Genomic DNA, 20,252 nt, shown 5'->3' with positions numbered 1-20,252 from the left:
GAATAGGCCCCTTCTTCGCCAGTATTGTCATATTCAAATTCTGACCCGTAAGGATAAGCGGCGTTTGTAATGTTCCGTCCTTTGGTTTGTGCGAACTTCACTTTCAGATTCGCATATTCAGTCATCATTCCCTCTTCTTTAAGTGCCTCAATCATATCTGGTACCTGCTGTTCACCATAGAATCCAGTTGCTCCGCTTGAGACACGGTTAAAGTATATGCCGTAGGCCTTTTCCAKATAGTATTGTGGCGTTTCACGATACTCTAACAAATTGGGATATGCCTTTTGTATCCGATACATGTTGAAATAGCCAGTGGATTCCATCATTTCAGAAAACGTCCGTACATAGGGTTTTTCTACATTTGTGTAAACACCTGAATCTTTGAGGTAGTTCGCAACCGTAAAAGTATTCTGCGTATTTTTCATATAATCTTGCCACATAAAGTCGATCAGGTAGTTTTCAATTGATCTAATTTCAGTAGGACTTGGATCGAGATAATTCTTCATGGTCATGAAGTTGATGTTATCGTGGCTCCAGTCATCTCCCCAATGGCTGGTCGTCATGTCAATGCCGGTTGTAAGATACCAGTCACGATAGATTCCGAAGGTAGGACTATTCGGGTCCTTATCCTGCGTTTTGTTTACCATAAATTCGGAGTGAGCTTGCGATGTTTTATCAAGCTCAGCAAGAATATTGAATTCAAACTGAGTAAACTTATTCACTTGTTCAGTATCGGCCTTCAGCTTATAATCCACACGAACGCTGTTATTGCCGATATTRCCAAAATTGAGCGAATAGAGATGATGCTGTTCACCGTTTATAATCTTGGTTTCCACAAACTGTACGGATTCTGTATATCCCGGGTTCCCATCAGGAAGTCCGCGTCCGGCGCGGGAATTGTTGACCATAGCGCTTCTGGTCTGGCCGGACTTGATAACCGGGATATGTGCTGCATCAAATGGATCATTCTCGATTACAGACTGAATATCTACTGACTGTACGTCGATGAGTCTATCGTCGTAATGCAGATCCAGCATGACGGGCATATTGATCGCAGCTTGGAAGCCGGGCAACGCAACTGCATCAATCATACCTGATTTGTACAGGGTAGAGCGAAGGTTAGCCTCACGGTCTTCCATAGAAGTAGAAGCATTATTTGGACTTTGGGCATTTACTTGCGGACTGTTGTCGCCTGCGCGTACCGCTGAAAATTTAAACTTATATGTTTTTTGCTCATCTGGCGCCAATACCAGGCTGGTGGCATCTTTAAAATATCCTCGACCGGTTTTCTGTATATCTTTGGAATGGATATATAGAACATTCAGCCCCGGAAACCAGCCGCCGCTGTCACCGACCCAGTTTGAGTAAGTAGTTCCGTTGCGCAGTTCACCCGTGTCACCCAACCAATAATCAACATATTCAATGCGTGCGCCACTCTCCGGCACTGGGGCAAACATCATAAAATTCCCTTCGCCGCTCGTGCGGATGGCATAGGAATACCCGCTGTCGGCACCGGCAAAATTATGTACAGTAACTCGGTTGTCATAGGTATCTGATGTAGATAAATATTTGTTATTCCAAGGCATCGGCAGGCCGATATCACCGAATTCAATATATTTACTGCTTTTGTTTTTTACCGTGATTTCCCATTGCATCGAACCATCTTCGGTATCCGTATTAAATACAGACTTCACGTCAAAGCCTTTCATCACCAGAGCAGCTGCGGATTCAAGATTCTGTCCGATAAAGTTGACTTCCACTTTCTTGCCGTCTGGTGAAGCCGTCTTCGAAAAATATTGGTTAGTAGGATTGATGGTAGTAAACTTTGTTGACCCACCAGCCGCCAATGTTTTGTTTGTATCAACTTCTACAAAACCAGTCCTATCGTCAGGGAATTGTTTACTGTCACCGGTGCGGTAAGAAAAAAGCATTTCGCCCATCCATTGGTGCTGGACGTCGTTCTGTGGTGATGTATTGTTGGGCAAAACAAAATTGATAGGATTGCCTTTTTTGTTTGCAGGGTTATTTTTGATTAATAGTTCTTCAATCTGCCCTAAATCACCGATCTTGGCAGAAAGGCTAGCATTGGAGATACCAGCCGTTGCTGCGGCTACCGAAGGCACCGCGTTAATCCCCAAGGGCAGCGCCCCGGAAAACACCAGCAACGCGGAAGCCAGTGAGACCAAACTTTTTGTAATCGTTTTCATATTTACCTCCTGTTTTTGGAAATCAATCAAATGCATTCCCAAGGTAATACCCTCTACGAAATACCTTTGACCAATTAGATGGAGGATGACGCCATCTAATTGACCTGCTTTGCAAGCCAATTCAACCTCATCAAGTAGTTCCCCAAAGTTAACGCTAATATTTCTACTTCGATTACATCTTGGGAAGCATTAAACTAGTCTGCCACCGTCTGGGTCACATTCCTACCTCCGAAAATAGTCTCCTAAGCAACAATTATCYGGAACTCATCCACCTCCTTTGTGAATTTTCGAGAAAAATTGTGAACAGCAAAACAAACCCTGTACTTCAAACGTGCTTGCGCCATTCCACGGTACGGAGTCCCTCATGATGTTGTTATTTTTCGCGTATCCAAACCGTCATTTCGCCCGGTTTCCGATTCCCCAAGTATGCGTAGGGAACGGCTGAGATTTTGACGCTCTTTTCCTCCCTTATGACAGGTCTATACAGCTCATCTTTCCAAGATATATCAGAACGTAGCCCCTCTCCGGACAACACAACGATACCGTCTAGGATATCTTCCCTGTACGTCGCTACGAATTCAGAATCTACGGGAAGACAAATATCCGTAAGTTCTGAGCCATTATCCACTCCCTCCAAGCAATAAACTAGCGGGCCATTTTGCAAAGCGATTTTTCCAGCATTTTCGTGCACCTTAGGATTCGACTCTATGCGTTCGACGACCATCACAAAATGCGTGACTTCAATAAACAGGAGGTCGGACTAACCTTTTATCCCGGTCATTGTGATTCCTTCTACAAAATATTTTTGACCAATTAAGTAGAAAATGACGCCCGGAATAAAGGACAGGCAAGTGGCTGCCATCGTCGATGCCCAATCTGTCTTTAACTGGCCTCTAAAATTGGTAAGCCCCAACGCAATGGTGTATTTATTGCTTGAATTAATATAAACTAACTGCTGTAGCAAATCATTCCATAGACCAATAAAGATAAATAATGCTACGACGATCATGGCGGGCTTGATTGCCGGTATAATAATATGGAACAAGATGCGGAAGTATCCGGCGCCATCGATCGTTGCAGCTTGGTCTAGTTCCCTCGGTATGCTAACGATAAACTGTCGGATCAAAAAGATATTAAAAGCACCGCCTCCGCAGAAATAAGGCAGAATTATAGGCAGATAACTGTCACGGATTCCCAGACCCTGGGTCCACGCAATGTACAGAGGAATGAGTGTAACCATGGTGGGCAAAAGCATAGAACCAATGACCAAAGTCCAGATGAACTTTTTGCCCCTAAACCTTAATCTTGCAAAAGCATATCCGCATAAGGTGGCCGTAAACGTTCCTGCCAAACAGGAAGGGACGATAATAATCATTGTATTCCATAGATACTTCCAGTACTTGAATATGCCTAGTGTTTTTTCATAGTTGGAAAACAGCCATTTGCTGGGTAATAGAGATGGCGGATATCTGTAGATCTCGGCATTCGTCATTAAAGACGTACGGAAAATCCACCATATTGGAAATAATACGATTATGGCAAAGAAAATGACGACGATAAGCGTAATCAAGTTCAACACTCGTTCATTACGTTTCTTACTCTTTATTCTACCGTATGCCGTTTCACTCATTTTTCGTCCCCCCCTTCTTGGAAGATCCACCGATTCGACGTTTTGAATAAAATAGTAGTAAAGATAGCAATAATGATGAAAATAATAAAGGTCGTCGCACCTGCATAGCCCAGCCTGTTATTTACAAAAGCCTGATCATACATCAGATAAGTCATGAATCGGGAAGCATTGCCAGGTCCGCCATTGGTCAGAACAAGGGATGGCGTAACCACCTGGAAATTGGCGATAAGGCTTAACAACAAGTTGTAAAAGATGATCGGTGAGATGCTGGGCACGGTGACGTGCCAGAAGCGTTTCCATCCATTCGCGCCATCTATTTCAGCCGCTTCATAATAGATACTCGGAACATTCTGCAGCCCAGCCAAAAAGATAACGATCAAGTTGCCTGACAGCCAGACTGCAATCAAAGAAAGGGAAGGAACAATATAATCTGAATCCGCAATAAAGAGAATTTTCTTCAATCCAATTTCAGAGAGAAGATAGTTGAAAAATCCAAAATTAGCCTCATAAAGCCAGGACCATCCTACATATATGGCGACAGACGGCAAAACAAACGGTACATAAAATACAGCTCTGAAAAAGCCMCTTGCTGGAATTTTACGGTTTAACAGTAAAGCGATAAAAAGTGAATAAATCATGCTGCCAATTACGGACAAAAAGGAGAAATAGAGCGTCGCTAAAATCGAATCTTTAATATAAGGATCGGTAGTAAATAGTTTGATATAATTATCAAATCCAATAAATTCAGGTTTTGTTAAACCTGACCAATTCGTCATACTGATGCCCAGCACCCCTAAAAGGGGTAGATAAGTAAGAAAAATCAGTCCGAGGAAAGCTGGAATTAAGCATATATAAGCAACACGTTGCTCACTACGGTAGCGCCGTTTCGGCAGTTTTTTTATATTTTCCATACCTCACCTCAATTTTGAAGGATGACCGACATTTACTTGGCCTTGGCGGTCATCCTTCCTTTCCGTTTTATTCGTCTATAATTATTTGCCTTTATTGGCTGCCTTCAACTTATCAAGATTTTTGGTAATGGCATCCTTCGCAGTCGTCTTTCCGGTCCATACATCCCCTAGAGTCGATCCGACCAAATTGTTAAATTCCGTCGTATTATTCGTATAGAACCAAGAAGCAGGTCTCGCAGCGGAGGATTGTGCATAATCGACTACCGCAGACTTATATTGGGCATATGGAGGGAAGTTCGGATTGTCGACCCATTTGTGGGTTAAAGTTTCATCCTTATACCATTTCTCCAAAGTAGGCATCCAGATCCCCTCTGAAATGAGTCCCCAGTTGTTTTCTTCGGAAGTGTACCATTTGAGGAATTCCATAGCTTCGGCCGGGTGCTTAGTCTGGGAGAATACGACATTGGCGCCGCCCRTGTTGAGCGTGGTCTTTTCCTTCATGTAAGGCAATACGGCCACGCCGTAATTCAGTCCTTCTTTTTTGGCTGTATTCAAGCTGGTTCCTACATTCCACGCACCGTTTGTGGCCATTGCAACCGTTCCTGCAATAATGGTGCGTTGAATGCCATCATCAGTCTGCCCAACGGACAATGGAGCAACATGATCTTTCAAGTACAGATCCGCAACTTTCTGGATCGCTTCGATACTAGCGTCTTCCCCGATTCTCACCTCTGTCCCGTCCTTGTTGTAGTAGCCGCCGCCATTGCTAATCGCCCAGGTTTCCAACTGCCACGCCAGGTTTTCGATTGATGCACCAAACTGTACAATGCCCTGTGGATCAAATCCATCCTCGCCAGGATGCTTGCCTTTCTTGTCAACCGTCAGCTTCTTGGCTGTTTCTACGAATTGGTCCCATGTCCATGCTTTGTCCAAAGAGGATGGAGGATAGGACACCTTCGCTTTGTCAAACATGTCTTTGTTGTAATAAAGGAGGAGGATTTCATTGGCAGCAGCATATGCTACGGTTTTGCCTTTATATTTGTAGGCCAGGCTGTCCAGCGGTTTGCTGCCTGTTCCTTCATACATGGCACTTACATCATTCAGCATGCCTTGGGAAGACCACTGGACTACTGCGTCCTCCTTTAACATACCCGCATCCGGCAATTGCTTTGCTGTTGCCATCGTATTCAGCTTGGTGATGTAACTTTCCCAAGGAATCGCAACCACTTCTACTTGAATTCTGTCTTGGGAAGCATTAAACTTATCTATCGCCTTCTGAGTTGTATTTCCTTCTTCTGCGCTTCCCCACATCGAATAGGTTATCTTGACCTTCTCACCCTTCGTCGCCGTCGTCGCCGTCGTGGCCGTGGCCGTGGCGGTAGTGGCAGCAGGAGCACTTGTTGCAGGTGCGGACGTACTTGTACTTGTCGTAGTAGAACTGCATCCAGCAATTAAAACTGGCACCATACTTGCTAACGTTGCGATTTTCCAAACTCGTTTAGTTGACCCCATATTAACGCCTCCAATGAGTTGAATAGGCTCCCGGCATATGCCGAGGCAGATAGGAAGAACTTCCCTTACAAACCTTTGAAACCTTCCCTCCTACTTCGCAGGAAGGACATTCCAACGCCTACTAGACTATTACTTCATTATTATTTTTTTCTAGTGAAATACCTCCTTAAGGATTCTGTTTTATACTAGAACCTTTGCAGGTTTAAGCCGAAAGTTGAAATCCTGCTCAAATCATTCCGTTCTTACCCAAACTGTCATCTCACCCCGACCGCGATTTGCCCAAGCAAAGTAGGGAATGAAGGTTACTGTCACCGACTCCGTCGTTATTTCCTCATTCGCTTTATATAACTGCTCTCCCCAATCGTCGGACTGCACTCTTTGAGCAGATGCCGTTATCGTCAACACGCCTCCCAATAGATCCTCGTCAAAAGAAACATTTTGTTCGGACTGCTGCTTCAACTTAATTTGATGCAAATTAGCCCCGTTATCCGCTTCTTCMAGGCAGTATACGATCGGCCCGCGCTGCAAAGCTACTTTGCCAATCGTTTCACGAACTAATGGATGGCCTTTCATACAACTAACCAACATCGGAAGATCAAGTTCAATCGTATCCCCTAACTGCCACTTTCGCTGGATATACGCAAAACCATCGACAACCGAATCCTCCCATTGCCAAAGTGCACCATTGACCCGAATTACAGCCCCCGTGCTCCAGCCTGGTATTCGCATCGCTAATGTGAATTCCATTTCCTGCTCTGTCGAAACTTCAAAGCGGACATTACCTTTCCAAGGAAACTGCGATTGCTGAGTTAGCCGTACTTTCTGATCGTCAATATCAAAGATCATCTCACTGCCCACATACAAGTGTGTATAGATCGTACGCTCTTTCACTGTATAAATATAACGACCCAGCGAAGCCAGAAATCTTGCTATATTTGGGGGACAACATGCGCATCCGAACCACCCTTGCCGTTCGGGCTTCACATGGCTGAAGCCTTTATTTCTATCAGAGGCTTCCGGCCAAACCTCAAGCGGGTTGACATAGAAGAAATGTTTTCCATCACGGGAAATACTGCTGATAACTGTGTTATACAGTGCCTGCTCCATGACATCAGCATACTCGCCCTTGGCTTCAATTTGCAGCATCCGATGTGCGAAAAAGATTAATCCGATTGAAGCGCAAGTTTCAGCATAAGCCGTATCGTTCGGTAAATCGTAATCGAGCGAGAATGACTCTCCGTGCGCCATTGACCCAATTGCTCCCGTTATGTACATCCGTTTCGATACGATATTGTTCCATAGATCCCGACACGCCTTCAGCAGCTCCAAATCGCCGGTTTCGGCTGCCACGTCCGCCATTCCGGAACACATATAAACAATACGCACCGCATGGCCTTCAGCCGATTGCTGCTCGCGCACTGGCAAATGCGCTTGACTGTAGGAACGGTCAAAGACCATATCCAGCATGGGGAAATGTTTCGTTTGATTGCGGCGTCTATACTCCATCTCATAGAAGTTAGGATCTTTCCCCCGTTCATCTAGAAAAAATTGGCTTAACAGCAAATACTTCTGATCACCGGTTACATGATAAAGTTTGACAAGTGCCAGTTCAATTTCTTGATGACCATCATATCCMTGAATTTTCCCTTCGCCCGGACCAAAGACATTATCGATACAGTCAGCTAAGCGACAAGCCACATCCAAAATTCTTCTTTTCCCTGTTGCATAGTAATAAGCTACCGCAGCTTCTATCATGTGTCCTGCACAATACAATTCATGACATTCCGCTAGATTGGTCCACTTCATTTTCGGCTCTTTTAAAGTAAAGTACGTGTTCAGGTATCCATCCGCTTGCTGCGCTCTGGCAATGGTTTCGATCACCTCATCCGCCACGCGCTCTAAGTCAGGATCCTTCCCAGTTTCCAGCAAATAACTGACCGCTTCGAGCCATTTTGCAACATCACTATCTTGAAATACCATTCCGTAAAACTCACCTTGCTCTAGTCCTCCAGCAATTCTAAAATTGCGGATCGCGTGACTGGGCTCGGCACCCTCAACACGGTCATTCAACGCTTCCCATTGATAGGGAACAACGATATTTCGAACCAGTTGAATATATCCAGACCAAAAGTCATCAACAATGTTTATTTGTTTGAGTGGCAGCGGTCTAGAGATTACTAATTTCCCCATATTAGGTAGCACCTTCTTTCGAATCATCCATATTTGGTAGCGCTTTATTTTTAATATTACATGGAGTACGATAGAATGAATACAGCCGTTTACAACCAGTTTTTTAAAAATTACAACCTTGAAAGGGGAAACAACATTGGAAACGATCAGCTCCAACTTTTCAATTCTCCACTTTATTTCACCACCCGTACCTTATTTTATCGATTGCGGTCGAGCTTTTTATCGCGAAGGAGAGCGGCATATTAGCCGGAACAGTATTGGTGTTTTTGATTTTATCATGGTAAAAAAAGGGGGTTTACATTTGGGTGAAGGCAGCCATGAATGGGTCATTCAGCCTGGAGAAGCTTTTATTCTCAGGCCGGATTCCAGCCATTACGGAACCGCGCCTTGCTTAAGTGATACCGAGATCATTTGGATACACTTCCATACGTTTGGCTCATGGGAGGAATGCAGCAACATGGATCAATGTATGGACAACCAAGCTGCCCTAATCAATAATCACAAAAAAACCGCATATCTAAATCACTGTGAAGTTTGTTCCATTTATCTTCCCAAGTTTAAAAAACTTTCGCAAAAATCACTTGACATTTTGGAACAATTTTTTGAGTTGGATAATGAGCCTCGCTCTTTGCGAAATTGGAAAAAGCAAGCTACTTTCCAGCTTTTCATACAGCATTTAGATCAAGAACTCGCCTCGAAAACCGACTCAACAGCTATCCAATTAGCCGAGAAAATAGAGCTGTTTATTCGACAAAACTATACAACTAAACTAACTAATTCCCTCATGCAAAAAAAGTTGAACTACCATCCCAATTATATGGCCAAATGTATGCTCAAGGTCTACGGCATGACACCGATGGATTATTTGCTGCAGTATCGGATCGAACAGGCAAAAAAACTATTGATTCAAACGGAGTGGTCGATGTCCCGCATTGCGGAAGAGGTCGGTTTTATACATGCCACTTATTTTTCATCTTGCTTTTCAACGCATGAAGACATTTCTCCACTAAATTTTCGCAAAAAGTTTATTGGGCATCCTCAGAAAGTTTGACGCTGTGCAATCGAATAGTAGGGGACGGCTACCCTTTTCGGGTATTCCCCCTTCATAGGCTGTAACTTTCTGAGTTCCTACGGATAACAGCCTTTTTACTTTAGTGCAAGCGAAAAATAACTACTCCCTCCATTTAGATACTATTGTTTTGTGCCATTCAACAACAGAGAAGACAGACGAATAATTTCCCATAATTCTTCAAGTCTTATAAAGTCCCTAAACCAGATAATAGTCTCTTAAGCACGACTACCGCTTCTGCCCTGTTTGCATGCTCCTGAGGGGAAAACTCTTGATCTGTTCTGCCGTTCATTAATCCCGATCCAACAGCAAGGTTAACCACATTCTTCGCCCAATCACTTACTGCATTCTCATCATTGAAATGAATCGATGAGTTAACAGTCATGTCATCCAATTTAGTTCCTGTTGCCTGAGACTTTGCTCTCATCAGCATCGCTGTCATTTCCTCGCGTGTAATATACGCCTCCGGTGCAAACTCATTTTCGGAAACGCCGTTGATAATACCTGCAGCATAAACTTTTTTCACCGTATTCTCATACCATGAGCCAGATGCAACGTCCGTGAACGGATTTTTATCGTTGCCCTCCTTCAGGTTTAGTGCTTTGGTAAGTAAGGCTGCAAATTGTGCCCTAGTCACATTGGTGTCTGGTGCGAAATGATCGTCATCCATACCATCTACAATATTTTTATCTACCATCATCATGATATCCGATTTGGCCCAGTGTCCTATAAGATCACTGAAAATTTTGGTAAATTCCGCAGATTCATTCAAAGTATAAGCTTGACTTTTCATATTGTGATCTACTATTTTCATTGAGGTCCATTTTATGTCCGTTGACCMTACTTTTTTTGCCTTAAAGGTGATTGTACCTATATCTAGATCTCCCTTTTCGCCATCCACATTTCCTATTTTTGTATGAGCAAACGTAACTTGATTATCCTTAACGATAGGAGAAACAGAGAATCCTTCTATTTTCGTATCAGTCTTGACAACCTCAAGCGTGCTTGTATCGAATCTTAATTTCGCTTCATACGCATATAAATCTTGAATATTCTGTCCTTTTAAAGTGATAGTAAATTCGCTGGAATCCGATTCGGAATCTGAAGTAGTCATTACAAATTTGGAAGCATCCTCCGCATACGTTGGAGTTAATAATACAAAAGAAAAACATAAATTACAGACTAGTGTTACAAGAATTGTTTTACGTTTCACAATGATCCATCCTCTCCTATTTGGAAGGAGGAGTTCACTACTCCTTCCATCATAATTACAAATTATTCGATACTTCAAAGCACGTCTGCGAAGTCGTTGTTGGCAGTGCTTGTACATATAGATACAATACGTATCTTAGATACGGTATGAATCACATGATACATTCCGTATCTGCTGAAGTCAATCATTTTGTATCCAATTCCCACATGGCAACGGGGATGATTACGAGAAGTATAAAAAAGGATAGTGCAAAGTAACAAAGTATACACTGGTACCCATAGTCTGGACACTTTGAAAAAGTGTTCAGACTGTGGGTATCTTTTTTTGTATACTAGAGTAAGCACCGGAGGGGATTACAACATGTCTAAGAAAATCTTTAGCGAAAAAGAACGAAAGCATTTATCAACGAATAACTATGTTGTTAAGATAAGCGAGAAATCAATCATCTATGCCGATGAATTTAAGCGGTTGTTCATCGACCTTTACATGTCAGGAAAAACCCCTAGAGAAATCTTTGAAGCTCATGGGTTTGATGTTAGCGTAATTGGAATGAAGCGAGTTGAACAAAGCGCTAACCGCTGGAAGAAAGCGTACGAAAAAGATGGAATTATTGTATTAGCTGACTCACGTAAGGAATCTTCTGGACGCCCCTTGAAGCTTGAACTAACGCAGGAAGAAGTCATTACAAGACAGGAAGCTAGAATTAGTCTTCTTGAGTCTCAGGTGGAATTGTTAAAAAAACTAGACACGAAAGAAAGGTTGCTGGTAGTCAAAGGAAAGAATCTAAGCAAGAGTAAGTTATTTTAAAAAAGGCTTCAAAAAGGGTTCTCGTTCTATAAAGATGACCCTTGAGAACCAATTTGGCGTGATCTACAACCTGAAGAGAATCCGCAGGCTTATGAAGAAATTCGACCTCGTATGTCCTCATAGAAAACCCAATCCCTACAAACGTATGGCAAAGGCGACTCAAGAACATCGAACGCTTCCCAACAGCTTAAAGCGTGATTTTAGAAAAGGGGTTCCTGGGCTTGCCTTGCTCACCGACATTACCTACCTCCCCTATGGCCGCTCAGAGACGGCTTATTTGTCGACCATACTAGATGCTTCAACAGGAGAGATCCTTTCTTACAACCTATCCAATAGCCTTACACTGGATATTGCAACAGATACGATTAACGCACTGGTAAAGCAAAGAAGGCTGAAGCTGCACAAAAATGCATTTATCCATTCTGATCAAGGAAGTCATTATACGAGTCCCAAATACCAAGATCTTTTGAAGCAAAAAGGGTTAGGGCAAACCATGTCTAGACGAKGGAATTGTTGGGACAATGCGCCGCAGGAGTCCTTTTTCGGGCATATGAAGGACCATGTTGACCACCGGAGTTGTTCAACACTTGGAGAATTACAACGAAGGATTGACTCTTACATGCACTACTACAACAATAATCGGTACCAGTGGGGATTAAAAAGATGACCCCTGTGCAATACGAGGCMACTGAAAAAGTCCCTACTTATAAACAGGATTCCTATCTTCGATTTTTCGAAGAATGGTATCCTGTTTTGCTGTATAATGATTGTACTTATTCTAGGTGGTGTCTCGGATGATTTCAAACCAGCAATCTCTTACTCTCAGTCCTTTTATGGCGATTTACGATATCGTAGTCCCTAAAGATAATTTGCTACGTCAAATTAATGACCTCGTTGATTTTTCTTTTGTCCAAGACGAATTGCAGAATAAATACTGCCTAGATAACGGTCGTAATGCTGTGCCTCCAATTCGTATGTTCAAATATTTATTACTGAAATCGATTTTTGATTTATCTGATATGGATATCGTGGAGCGTTCTAAATACGACATGTCCTTTAAATACTTCTTGGATATGGCGCCGGAAGATGGCGTCATCAATCCGAGCTCTTTAACGAAGTTTCGTAAACTTCGTTTGAAAGATGTGAACCTGCTCGACATGCTTATTCGAAAAACAGTGGAAATCGCATTGGAAAAAGAAATCATTAAAAGCAATGCCAATATTGTGGATGCCACACATACGAAAGCTCGTTTCAATCAGAAATCACCAAAGGAGATTCTGATTGAGAAGTCTAAGTTGCTACGAAAAGCAGTTTATCAAATTGATGAAAAGATGAAAGATAAATTCCCGCCAAAAACAACGACTGAAGAGTTGAAAGATGAACTCGACTATTGCCAAAAAGTCATTCAAGTCGTGGAGAACGAGGAAGCCATTCGCGAATATCCAAAAGTAAAAGAAAAGCTGAACTATTTAAGAGAAATTGTAGAAGATCACCACGAACATCTTCTACTCTCAAATGATCCAGATGCACGTGTGGGTCACAAAACAGCCGATTCCTCATTCTTTGGCTATAAAACACATATTGCGATGAACGAAGAACGTATTATTACAGCTGCTGTAATCACAACTGGCGAAAAAAGTGATGGAAAGCAACTCCAATCATTGATTGAAAAAAGCCGCGAGACAGGCATGGAAATCGATACAGTGATCGGTGATACTGCATATTCGGAAAAAGATAATATTGAGTACGCAAATCAAAATAAGTTACAATTGGTAGCTAAATTAAATCCCAATATTACGCAAGGCGTTCGTAAAAAAGAGGATGAATTTGAGTTCAATAAGGATGCTGGAATGTACGTATGTAAAGCAGGACATATGGCGATTCGCAAAGCGCGCACAGGGAAGAAAGGCATCAATCAAAACCAAAAAGATACTTACATGTTTGATATTGAAAAATGCAAAATATGTCCTTTGAGGAATGGGTGTTATAAAGAAGGAGCGAAAAGTAAAACCTATTCCGTAACCATCAAATCTACAGAACATAAGGAACAAGAAGTTTTTCAAAACAGCGATGATTTCAAAGGAAAATCGAAAGAACGTTATAAAATCGAGGCGAAAAATAGTGAACTAAAACACAGACACGGGTATGATGTGGCATCTTCCTCGGGTCTAATGGGTATGCAAATGCAAGGTGCCATGGCGATATTTTCTGTTAATCTAAAGCGAATCGTTACACTTATGAAAGAATCAAAATAAAAGAATGAAGAAAAAAGCGATATTCCAATCGAATTTGAATGGAACATCGCTTTTTTGATTTGAAGAATAACTTCATCTAATTAAAAACGCAAGTTTTTCAGTGGCCTCGTGCAATACAGGAATCATCTTTTGTTGGCCTCTTAAACCTAATCCGCTCTTTTTTTCAAGTGTCCTTGACAGAGGGTCCAGTTCAAGTTGTCGCGACCGTAAGTTACCCTTTTATATGCGTGCAGTAGATTTCTAAATGGGGAAATTCCTTATGGAGAAAGAACTCGGTCCTCCGTGCTTTCTTTGTTTGAAATCCTGCAAATAAATCAATTTACGTTACTTCGAAAATGTTAGGCAGCCTGAGTGTAGGTAACGACCGTTTTTTTCATGGGTAAACGTTTCCTCATGCTTGGCTCCTCCCTTGGTTGGACTTTCACCAACTAGATAATGCGCGCCTTTGGACACGCTGATAATAAAAAATGCAGGTGATTGAACCCCTTAAGCTGCATTTTTCATGGGATGCCGTGCTGGCTAAGGTGCAAAGGTAGTTTAAAAAAACGTTGTTTGAGTGGTAGCACGGATGGTAGCAGTCTTCAAAGTACTACAGGAAATTGCGAGAATAAGACGGAGAAATGAACATTAAAAAATTCTACCCTAGATGTCTTGCGGACATACTAGGATACTGTTAAAAACCTAAGCACTCTATGGACAGGGTAGGGGTCAGTGGTTCGAGCCCACTACAGTTCATACGTAACTGAAACCCGTGAAGCCAAGTGCTGCACGGGTTTTGTTTTTCCATCACGAAAGTAAAGTCTAACTTACAACTGCGTCATCTTCCCTTCACGTCTCCCCATACGCAAAAAGAACCCTCCCAGGGTTCTTTAGCTAAGTCTACTCCCAGAAAGCCCTCTAGCACCTATTTTACAGATTCAGCATGCTACGTATTGCACCTCTCGTCTCCTCAATCGCCATTCTCAGTGGCTGCGTCAATCCTTGATACGGGTGTACACTCCCAAAGGTATGGTTGCCCCCTGGAATCTTCACCCATTGAATCGCTGCATTGTTAGCGATTAGCTTCTCAGAACCTTTGATCAACCGTTCCCCATCTTCCGTGCCTTGAACAAGTGTAATTGGGAAGGCGGCTTCACGAATTCTGCCAACAATATCAAATCTCTCTACGTTGCGTTCCATATCTTCTAGGATTTCGAGATTGAGTGGCATCATCTGCTTCGTTCGTCCATTCAAGGTATAGGAGCGGCCAGTGGCCCTCATCTCCGCTTTATTCTCAGGTGTGAGCAAGTCTACATGAGTAATCCCATTCCAACTGATAACGCCTGTAATCTCCGCAGGATGATCCAAGGCATAGATCAAACTCACGCCCGCTCCTCTGCTATGACCCAGTAATAGGATTGGCTTATCCGTACCTACGTGTTTATGAATATCTGCAATAATAACTTGCAAGTCCTCTAGATCTTTAGAATATGTATCACCTGCGAATTTCTCTAGCTCTGTAAAATCCATCAAATCTTCACCCACCCCATTATGGGAAAAATTCAAGGCAACGACATCAACAGCTTCTGCTAATTCGCTCGCTACATAGGGAAACATTCCCCAGTTTTTGAAGCCTTTATAACCATGCAGTAGTAATAATGTGCCCTTACTCGGTTCTTGCTTTGCTTTATAAATATCGCCTCGTACGATACGCTGCTCTGACATATGTAGTTCAAATGGTATTCCTTTATAGTCCTCCATCTGTTTCTCCTTCCTCTCGTTACCAAATCATTAATCAATCGTATACTTTTGTCATTTTATCACAATCTAACTCAGACAAGACAACTTTAGCCAACCGAGCCTTTAAATTTCATGTCAAACAGCCAACTCGCATCTTTGACACAAATGCCATAYGAATAAAGGAGGAAGCTTCCCTGTTATCAAGCCTAAATCGCAGTAAGCTGCGACTACTATTTCTCACCTTCCTTCTAACTCAGCTTTTGAGTCAAGGAATTAACAGCCGTTCACAAGCACAGCATATGGAACCATTACACAAAGAGACGGCCGTCGAGGCGGGAACCATTCAACTTCAAGTCAAAGCATCGCCAGGAGCTCTTTATCAAACTGAACTTACCTTCGTCAATAAAGCATTACAACGCGCATTGGAAGAGGGTACAGCAGGCGATGCTTCTTTAGAAGCGATTCCMCCAGACACCACACTCACGTATAACAAAAAGGGGCAAACCATCCTTCTTGGGGTCACCCCAAACGGAGACGTCATTGATTGGACTTCGAAGCAACATATCCTTCTCCCCAAATCAGCTCAGGAATCGCTTCACATGCAAGTAAAAACCMTTCGCGCGAAGCATTATGGCGAGATGCTGCCTTGGGAAGAAGCAAGTCTGGTTCTCCCCAAATTCAGTTCATTTACCGTCGTTGATGTGATGAGCGGACTTAGCTTTGAAGGGCAGCGTCGCGCGGGCTCCCACCATGCGGATGTACAGCCGCTAACGAAAACCGACTCCGCGACGCTCAAAAGCATTTATGGCGGCCAATGGAGCTGGGACCGCCGAGCGKTCCTAGTGAAGCTCAATGGCCGCACGCTCGCCGCCTCCATGCATGGCATGCCGCATGGCGGTGATGGGATACCGGGAAATGACTTCAATGGTCATTTCTGTATTCACTTCCTCGGGAGCGTGACCCACGGCTCCCGCTCCGTTGACCCGGCGCACCAGGTCATGGTGCACCGAGCCGCAGGCTTGCTGCTGGACTACGTCAGCAAGCTCTCGCCCTGGGCGCTGATCGACGTCTGGATCAGCGCCGCACACCAAGGTGACCTGCAGCTGCTGCAGGTCACCACAGGGCAAGAACAGGCGATGCATGTGCGAAGCATGCGCCGCCTGTCCAAGTTCAAGGAGCTGGATACATCCCAGCTCCTGCAGTTCGACACAGCTGTCGATGTAACGATGACAGCTGCTAAAGCCTCCGCGACGTCTAGTCGCCGCGTGCTCTTCCATCTTGAACGTGCATCTGTACAAGATCGGTGGTACATACGCAGCGCGGTGATCCATTGAGAAAAGCCCGGCCACTTTGGAAGTCCCAAAGCAGTCGGGCTTTACATATTTGTTATTCACCGGTATTACTCCAAAGATTGACCCGAAACCCTGCGTAACTCATTAGCGAGTCGATGGAACTCATTCTGTGCAGCTACGGATGAGGTTGCCTCATATCCCGCAGAAAGAAAAGGAATGATCGCATTGGCATCTTTCACAGTAAGCGGATAGGTAGGTGGTTCTGGTGTAACCCGTTTATTCCACCAACCTTCATTTCCGTACGATTCATCATAATCAATAGCAATACCATTCAGCATGACATCATTTAGGTATTGATAAATGTTAATAAATGTCGATTTCTTACCTGCGCTCCACGCATAGGTTTGCCAGAATCGAGAGCAAGCCCCAGCAGCATATACAGCCTCCATGACGGCGTATGAACCATACACCCCCGTCGTGTAAGCAGGTGTAGCCTCGCTCGCTGCTTTAATATATGCGATAACCGAATCCATCTGGGCAGCCGATACATCAAAATCAACAGCAAAATAGATGCAACTACCTTCCGGCTGACCCACTTGTGCAGCAACCTGCAAAGCTGTTGCCCCGTCCGCCAAACCAGCGCTTCTACCACCAAGAGCACGACTCGCCGTTGTCTCAAAAACAGAAACCAACTGTAAGCCAGCTGCACTAATTGCGTCAGACTCTGATTTCGTTAAAGCTTTTGCACCACTTGGCACCAAATATCTGGCAACAAATGTATAACCCTGTCCGACGAAAGCAGCCGCTTTTTGTGCCGTAAGCGGTGTTGAACAATCAAACCCTTTCGTCACTTGCCATCACCTACTTTCCATTTGGTATTCACAGCATATGCCAAAAGAACGAGACCCGACACCATCAGGCATCTAAAGTCCCGTTCTCGGGCTTGAAAAAAGGCTCTTCTCCATGGAGAAAAGCCTCTTCCTTCAATCGATTATACTTCTTTCGTGCCAAAGCGAATTGCATTTCGTTCTTTGGCTCGCTGCGCTTCTACTTCTCGATTCCGCGGCTCCGCATTCGTAACCAAAGAGTCCATGAGCTTCTGTGCTGCCAATGCTACTTCTTGCACAGCCAACTGGAACGCTGCTTCATTCACCTTTGAAGGCTCCGTAAACCCAGAGATCTTGCGCACAAATTGCAGCGACGCCGCCCGAACTTCATCCTCTGTCACGACCGGTTCATAGTTGAAAAGTGGTTTAATATTTCGGCACATATCGTACTCCTTCGGGCCAAGTATCCCATTTACTATACCATAAATCTATACCCCGATCCCCAAACGGTTCCTATGTATTGAGGTTTAGAAGGAGTTTCCTCGATTTTCTCCCTAATTCTAGCAATATGGACCGTTACCGTAGACGCGTCACTCATCGCATCCATTCCCCAGATCCGCTCGAATAACTCCTCCTTGCCAAATACCCGATTAGGATATTGAACAAGAAACAGAAGCAGGTCAAATTCCTTTTGAGCAAGAACCACTTCATTTCCGTTCACAAATACGCGTCTGGCATCTTTCTGAAGCTCAAGACCCCTGATCTGGATCGAGCTCCCTTCCATGCCTTTACCAAACCGTTCCTTCATCCGCTCAAACTTCTTCAGATGAGCACTTACTCGTGCCACAAGCTCCCCTGAGCTGAATGGCTTCGTTATATAATCGTCCGCACCGAGGCCAAGTCCATTCACTTTGTAAATTTCCTCTGCTCTCGCCGATACTAGAAGCACGGGAATATCATCATGCTCACGAATGCTTCTCAACACTTCAAATCCATCTATATCGGGCAGCATGATATCTAAGATAACAAGCTCAAACGCTTCCTCCTTGAGCGCTCTCAGACCATCCGTGCCGTTGTTTACCATCTTAACGGAGTAACCACTCAATTCCAGATAATCTCTTTGCAAATTGGCAATACTCTGGTCATCCTCGACAATCAAAATTCTTTTCATCATAACCTCCGAACATGTTTAGAACTTTTTAAGTGATATCATAATCCCAGTTCCCTCACCTACGGCGCTCTTTGCCCATATTTTCCCGTCGTGCCCTTCAATAATTTGCTTAGCTATAGCTAGACCCAGTCCACTTCCATTCTTTCTTGAAGGATCTACCTGATAAAATCGTTCAAATATAAATGGAAGCTTGTCCTCGGGTATACCATTTCCGTTATCTTTAATTTCAATAATCGCAGATGTTCTAGTTTCCCTTAGTATGATGTCAATCTTGCCATTTGCTTTTCCGGCATACGTCATGGCATTGTCAATGATGTTTTGCACGACCCTCTTTAATCTTTCGCCATCAATTAATACTTTGACAGGCTCTTTTAATTCATTTATTAAGGCTATGGCTACATTTGCCTTCTCACATTCATATTTATGATCAGCAACACAATCCTCGAAATAACTGGTCAAATCGCTCTTCTCAAAATGGTAAGGAAGCTGATTCAAATCGAGTTTGGAATATAAGAGAAGATCATCAATCATCGCATTGACCAAAATAGCCTTGGAACGGGCGGTTTCCAGATACTCCTCCATCTTCTCAGGCGTCTTAGCTACGCCATCAATAATACCTTCGATATAGCCTTTAATGGAAGTCACAGGCGTCTTTAAGTCATGTGAAATACTTGAAACTAGAAACTTTCGATTATCATCATATTTTTGCTGTAAATACACAGATTCCTTTAATTTGATCCGCATTAACTCCAAGGTTATCCCTAGTTCCCGAATCTCGCCTTCGCCATCTTCGGAAATTTCGCTGCTTAGATCGCCTTCCCGAATTTTGATCGCGGCATCCGTTAATCGGGAGATCGGTATTATAATACTACGTGAGAACTTATAGGAAATCCAACTATTCATCAGCAAAAATACAATTGTGAAAAAACTAATCGTAAAGATGCCAAGCATCCAATATACCTTTGTATTCACCTTGATGGGCGCAAGCAGCAGCAGAATACCCGAATCACTAGATGAAAGTTTGAAATCCGCCCGGTTAAACAAGTACGCTTGGCCATTAAGCTCGATTTCATTGCGATTAGACTCACTGGACAACATTAAACTTTTCTCGATATCTATCTTATTAAAATGTTGCGTGGCGAATATTACCTCTCTACCCACAATAAGGATCGCACTGGCATTCAAAACGTTCACACGATCAGTGAGGTCTTGTTGATAGGTCTTATCAAGGAGTCCCTCGAACCCTAGAGTCAGCGCTTCTTTTTTAATCTCACTGATGGCTGCACGAACCTCAAACGCTCGTTGAAACTGCTCTATACCGGCTTCACGGCCCAAAACTTTCGTATACGTAGCAACAAAAATAATGACAGCCAAGATCGTCAAACCAATGGAAAGCAGCACTGCCAGTGTATTCATCGTGAAAAAACGTTTTGTTAAGTGCATGTAGAT

General features: G+C 43.4%; 15 protein-coding genes and 1 pseudogene. 4 read left to right on the top strand and 12 right to left on the bottom strand.

Annotation, left to right across the window (positions count from 1 at the left end):
- From AC1DLM_RS30770 to AC1DLM_RS30745, 6 genes are all read right to left on the bottom strand, one after another.
- A partial coding sequence (locus AC1DLM_RS30770) for a DUF5695 domain-containing protein (protein ID WP_477572112.1) occupies window positions 1-2,207 on the bottom strand: 2,207 nt, incomplete at its 3' end.
- A 373-nt stretch (window positions 2,208-2,580) separates the two neighbouring features.
- On the bottom strand, window positions 2,581-2,931 hold the full coding sequence (locus tag AC1DLM_RS30765) for a hypothetical protein (protein WP_477572113.1): 351 nt from the start codon (window positions 2,929-2,931) through the stop codon (window positions 2,581-2,583).
- Between the two features lie 36 nt (window positions 2,932-2,967).
- On the bottom strand, window positions 2,968-3,837 hold the full coding sequence (locus AC1DLM_RS30760; protein WP_441989041.1) for a carbohydrate ABC transporter permease: 870 nt from the start codon (window positions 3,835-3,837) through the stop codon (window positions 2,968-2,970).
- On the bottom strand, window positions 3,834-4,748 hold the full coding sequence (locus AC1DLM_RS30755) for a carbohydrate ABC transporter permease (protein ID WP_477572111.1): 915 nt from the start codon (window positions 4,746-4,748) through the stop codon (window positions 3,834-3,836). Before AC1DLM_RS30755 ends, AC1DLM_RS30760 begins: the two co-directional genes overlap by 4 nt.
- An 81-nt stretch (window positions 4,749-4,829) precedes the next feature.
- Entirely contained in the window at window positions 4,830-6,260 is a 1,431-nt protein-coding gene (locus AC1DLM_RS30750; RefSeq protein ID WP_477572110.1) for an ABC transporter substrate-binding protein, read from the bottom strand.
- A gap of 231 nt (window positions 6,261-6,491) precedes the next feature.
- Complete coding sequence (locus AC1DLM_RS30745; RefSeq protein ID WP_477572109.1) at window positions 6,492-8,450, bottom strand: glycoside hydrolase family 127 protein; 1,959 nt, start codon at window positions 8,448-8,450, stop codon at window positions 6,492-6,494.
- A 136-nt stretch (window positions 8,451-8,586) separates the two neighbouring features.
- Between AC1DLM_RS30745 and AC1DLM_RS30740 the strand changes: the two genes are divergently transcribed.
- Window positions 8,587-9,501, top strand: coding sequence for an AraC family transcriptional regulator (locus AC1DLM_RS30740; RefSeq protein ID WP_477572108.1), 915 nt, complete (start codon window positions 8,587-8,589; stop codon window positions 9,499-9,501).
- Between the two features lie 205 nt (window positions 9,502-9,706).
- Here AC1DLM_RS30740 and AC1DLM_RS30735 read toward each other — a convergent pair whose 3' ends face one another.
- Entirely contained in the window at window positions 9,707-10,732 is a 1,026-nt protein-coding gene (locus AC1DLM_RS30735) for an S-layer homology domain-containing protein (protein WP_477572107.1), read from the bottom strand.
- A 360-nt stretch (window positions 10,733-11,092) separates the two neighbouring features.
- Here AC1DLM_RS30735 and AC1DLM_RS30730 point away from each other — a divergent pair.
- Together AC1DLM_RS30730 and AC1DLM_RS30725 are read left to right on the top strand one after the other, a co-directional pair.
- Window positions 11,093-12,220 (top strand): annotated as a pseudogene (locus AC1DLM_RS30730) (IS3 family transposase); the annotation flags it as partial.
- Window positions 12,221-12,333: 113 nt separating this feature from the next.
- Window positions 12,334-13,794, top strand: coding sequence for an IS1182 family transposase (locus tag AC1DLM_RS30725; RefSeq protein WP_477572106.1), 1,461 nt, complete (start codon window positions 12,334-12,336; stop codon window positions 13,792-13,794).
- Window positions 13,795-14,703: 909 nt separating this feature from the next.
- Here AC1DLM_RS30725 and AC1DLM_RS30720 read toward each other — a convergent pair.
- Window positions 14,704-15,534 carry an alpha/beta hydrolase family protein gene (locus AC1DLM_RS30720; RefSeq protein WP_477572105.1) on the bottom strand — a complete coding sequence of 277 codons (831 nt, stop codon included), beginning with the start codon at window positions 15,532-15,534 and terminating at the stop codon, window positions 14,704-14,706.
- Here AC1DLM_RS30720 and AC1DLM_RS30715 point away from each other — a divergent pair.
- Window positions 15,510-16,847, top strand: coding sequence for a hypothetical protein (locus AC1DLM_RS30715; protein ID WP_477572104.1), 1,338 nt, complete (start codon window positions 15,510-15,512; stop codon window positions 16,845-16,847). The genes AC1DLM_RS30720 and AC1DLM_RS30715 overlap by 25 nt on opposite strands.
- A gap of 65 nt (window positions 16,848-16,912) precedes the next feature.
- On the opposite strand, the gene AC1DLM_RS30710 is transcribed toward AC1DLM_RS30715, so the two are convergent.
- The 4 genes from AC1DLM_RS30710 to AC1DLM_RS30695 all read right to left on the bottom strand — a co-directional run.
- A complete protein-coding gene (locus AC1DLM_RS30710; protein ID WP_441989032.1) occupies window positions 16,913-17,656 on the bottom strand; it encodes a DUF1906 domain-containing protein in 744 nt (247 codons plus the stop codon).
- A 140-nt stretch (window positions 17,657-17,796) separates the two neighbouring features.
- Window positions 17,797-18,075 (bottom strand): DUF2277 domain-containing protein, encoded by a 279-nt coding sequence (locus AC1DLM_RS30705; RefSeq protein ID WP_056612580.1) that lies wholly within the window; start codon window positions 18,073-18,075, stop codon window positions 17,797-17,799.
- Window positions 18,076-18,107: 32 nt separating this feature from the next.
- The gene (locus AC1DLM_RS30700; RefSeq protein ID WP_441989124.1) at window positions 18,108-18,803 is read right to left on the bottom strand and encodes a response regulator transcription factor; all 696 of its coding nucleotides are present in this window, start codon (window positions 18,801-18,803) and stop codon (window positions 18,108-18,110) included.
- Window positions 18,804-18,821: 18 nt separating this feature from the next.
- Window positions 18,822-20,252, bottom strand: a 1,431-nt coding sequence (locus tag AC1DLM_RS30695; RefSeq protein ID WP_477572103.1) for a sensor histidine kinase, incomplete at its 5' end; no start/stop codon positions are given.

It is taken from the genome of Paenibacillus sp. 01T442 (assembly GCF_056398345.1).
The sequence above is the reverse complement of the archived record's forward strand: the minus strand, read 5'-3'. Positions and strand labels throughout refer to the sequence as shown.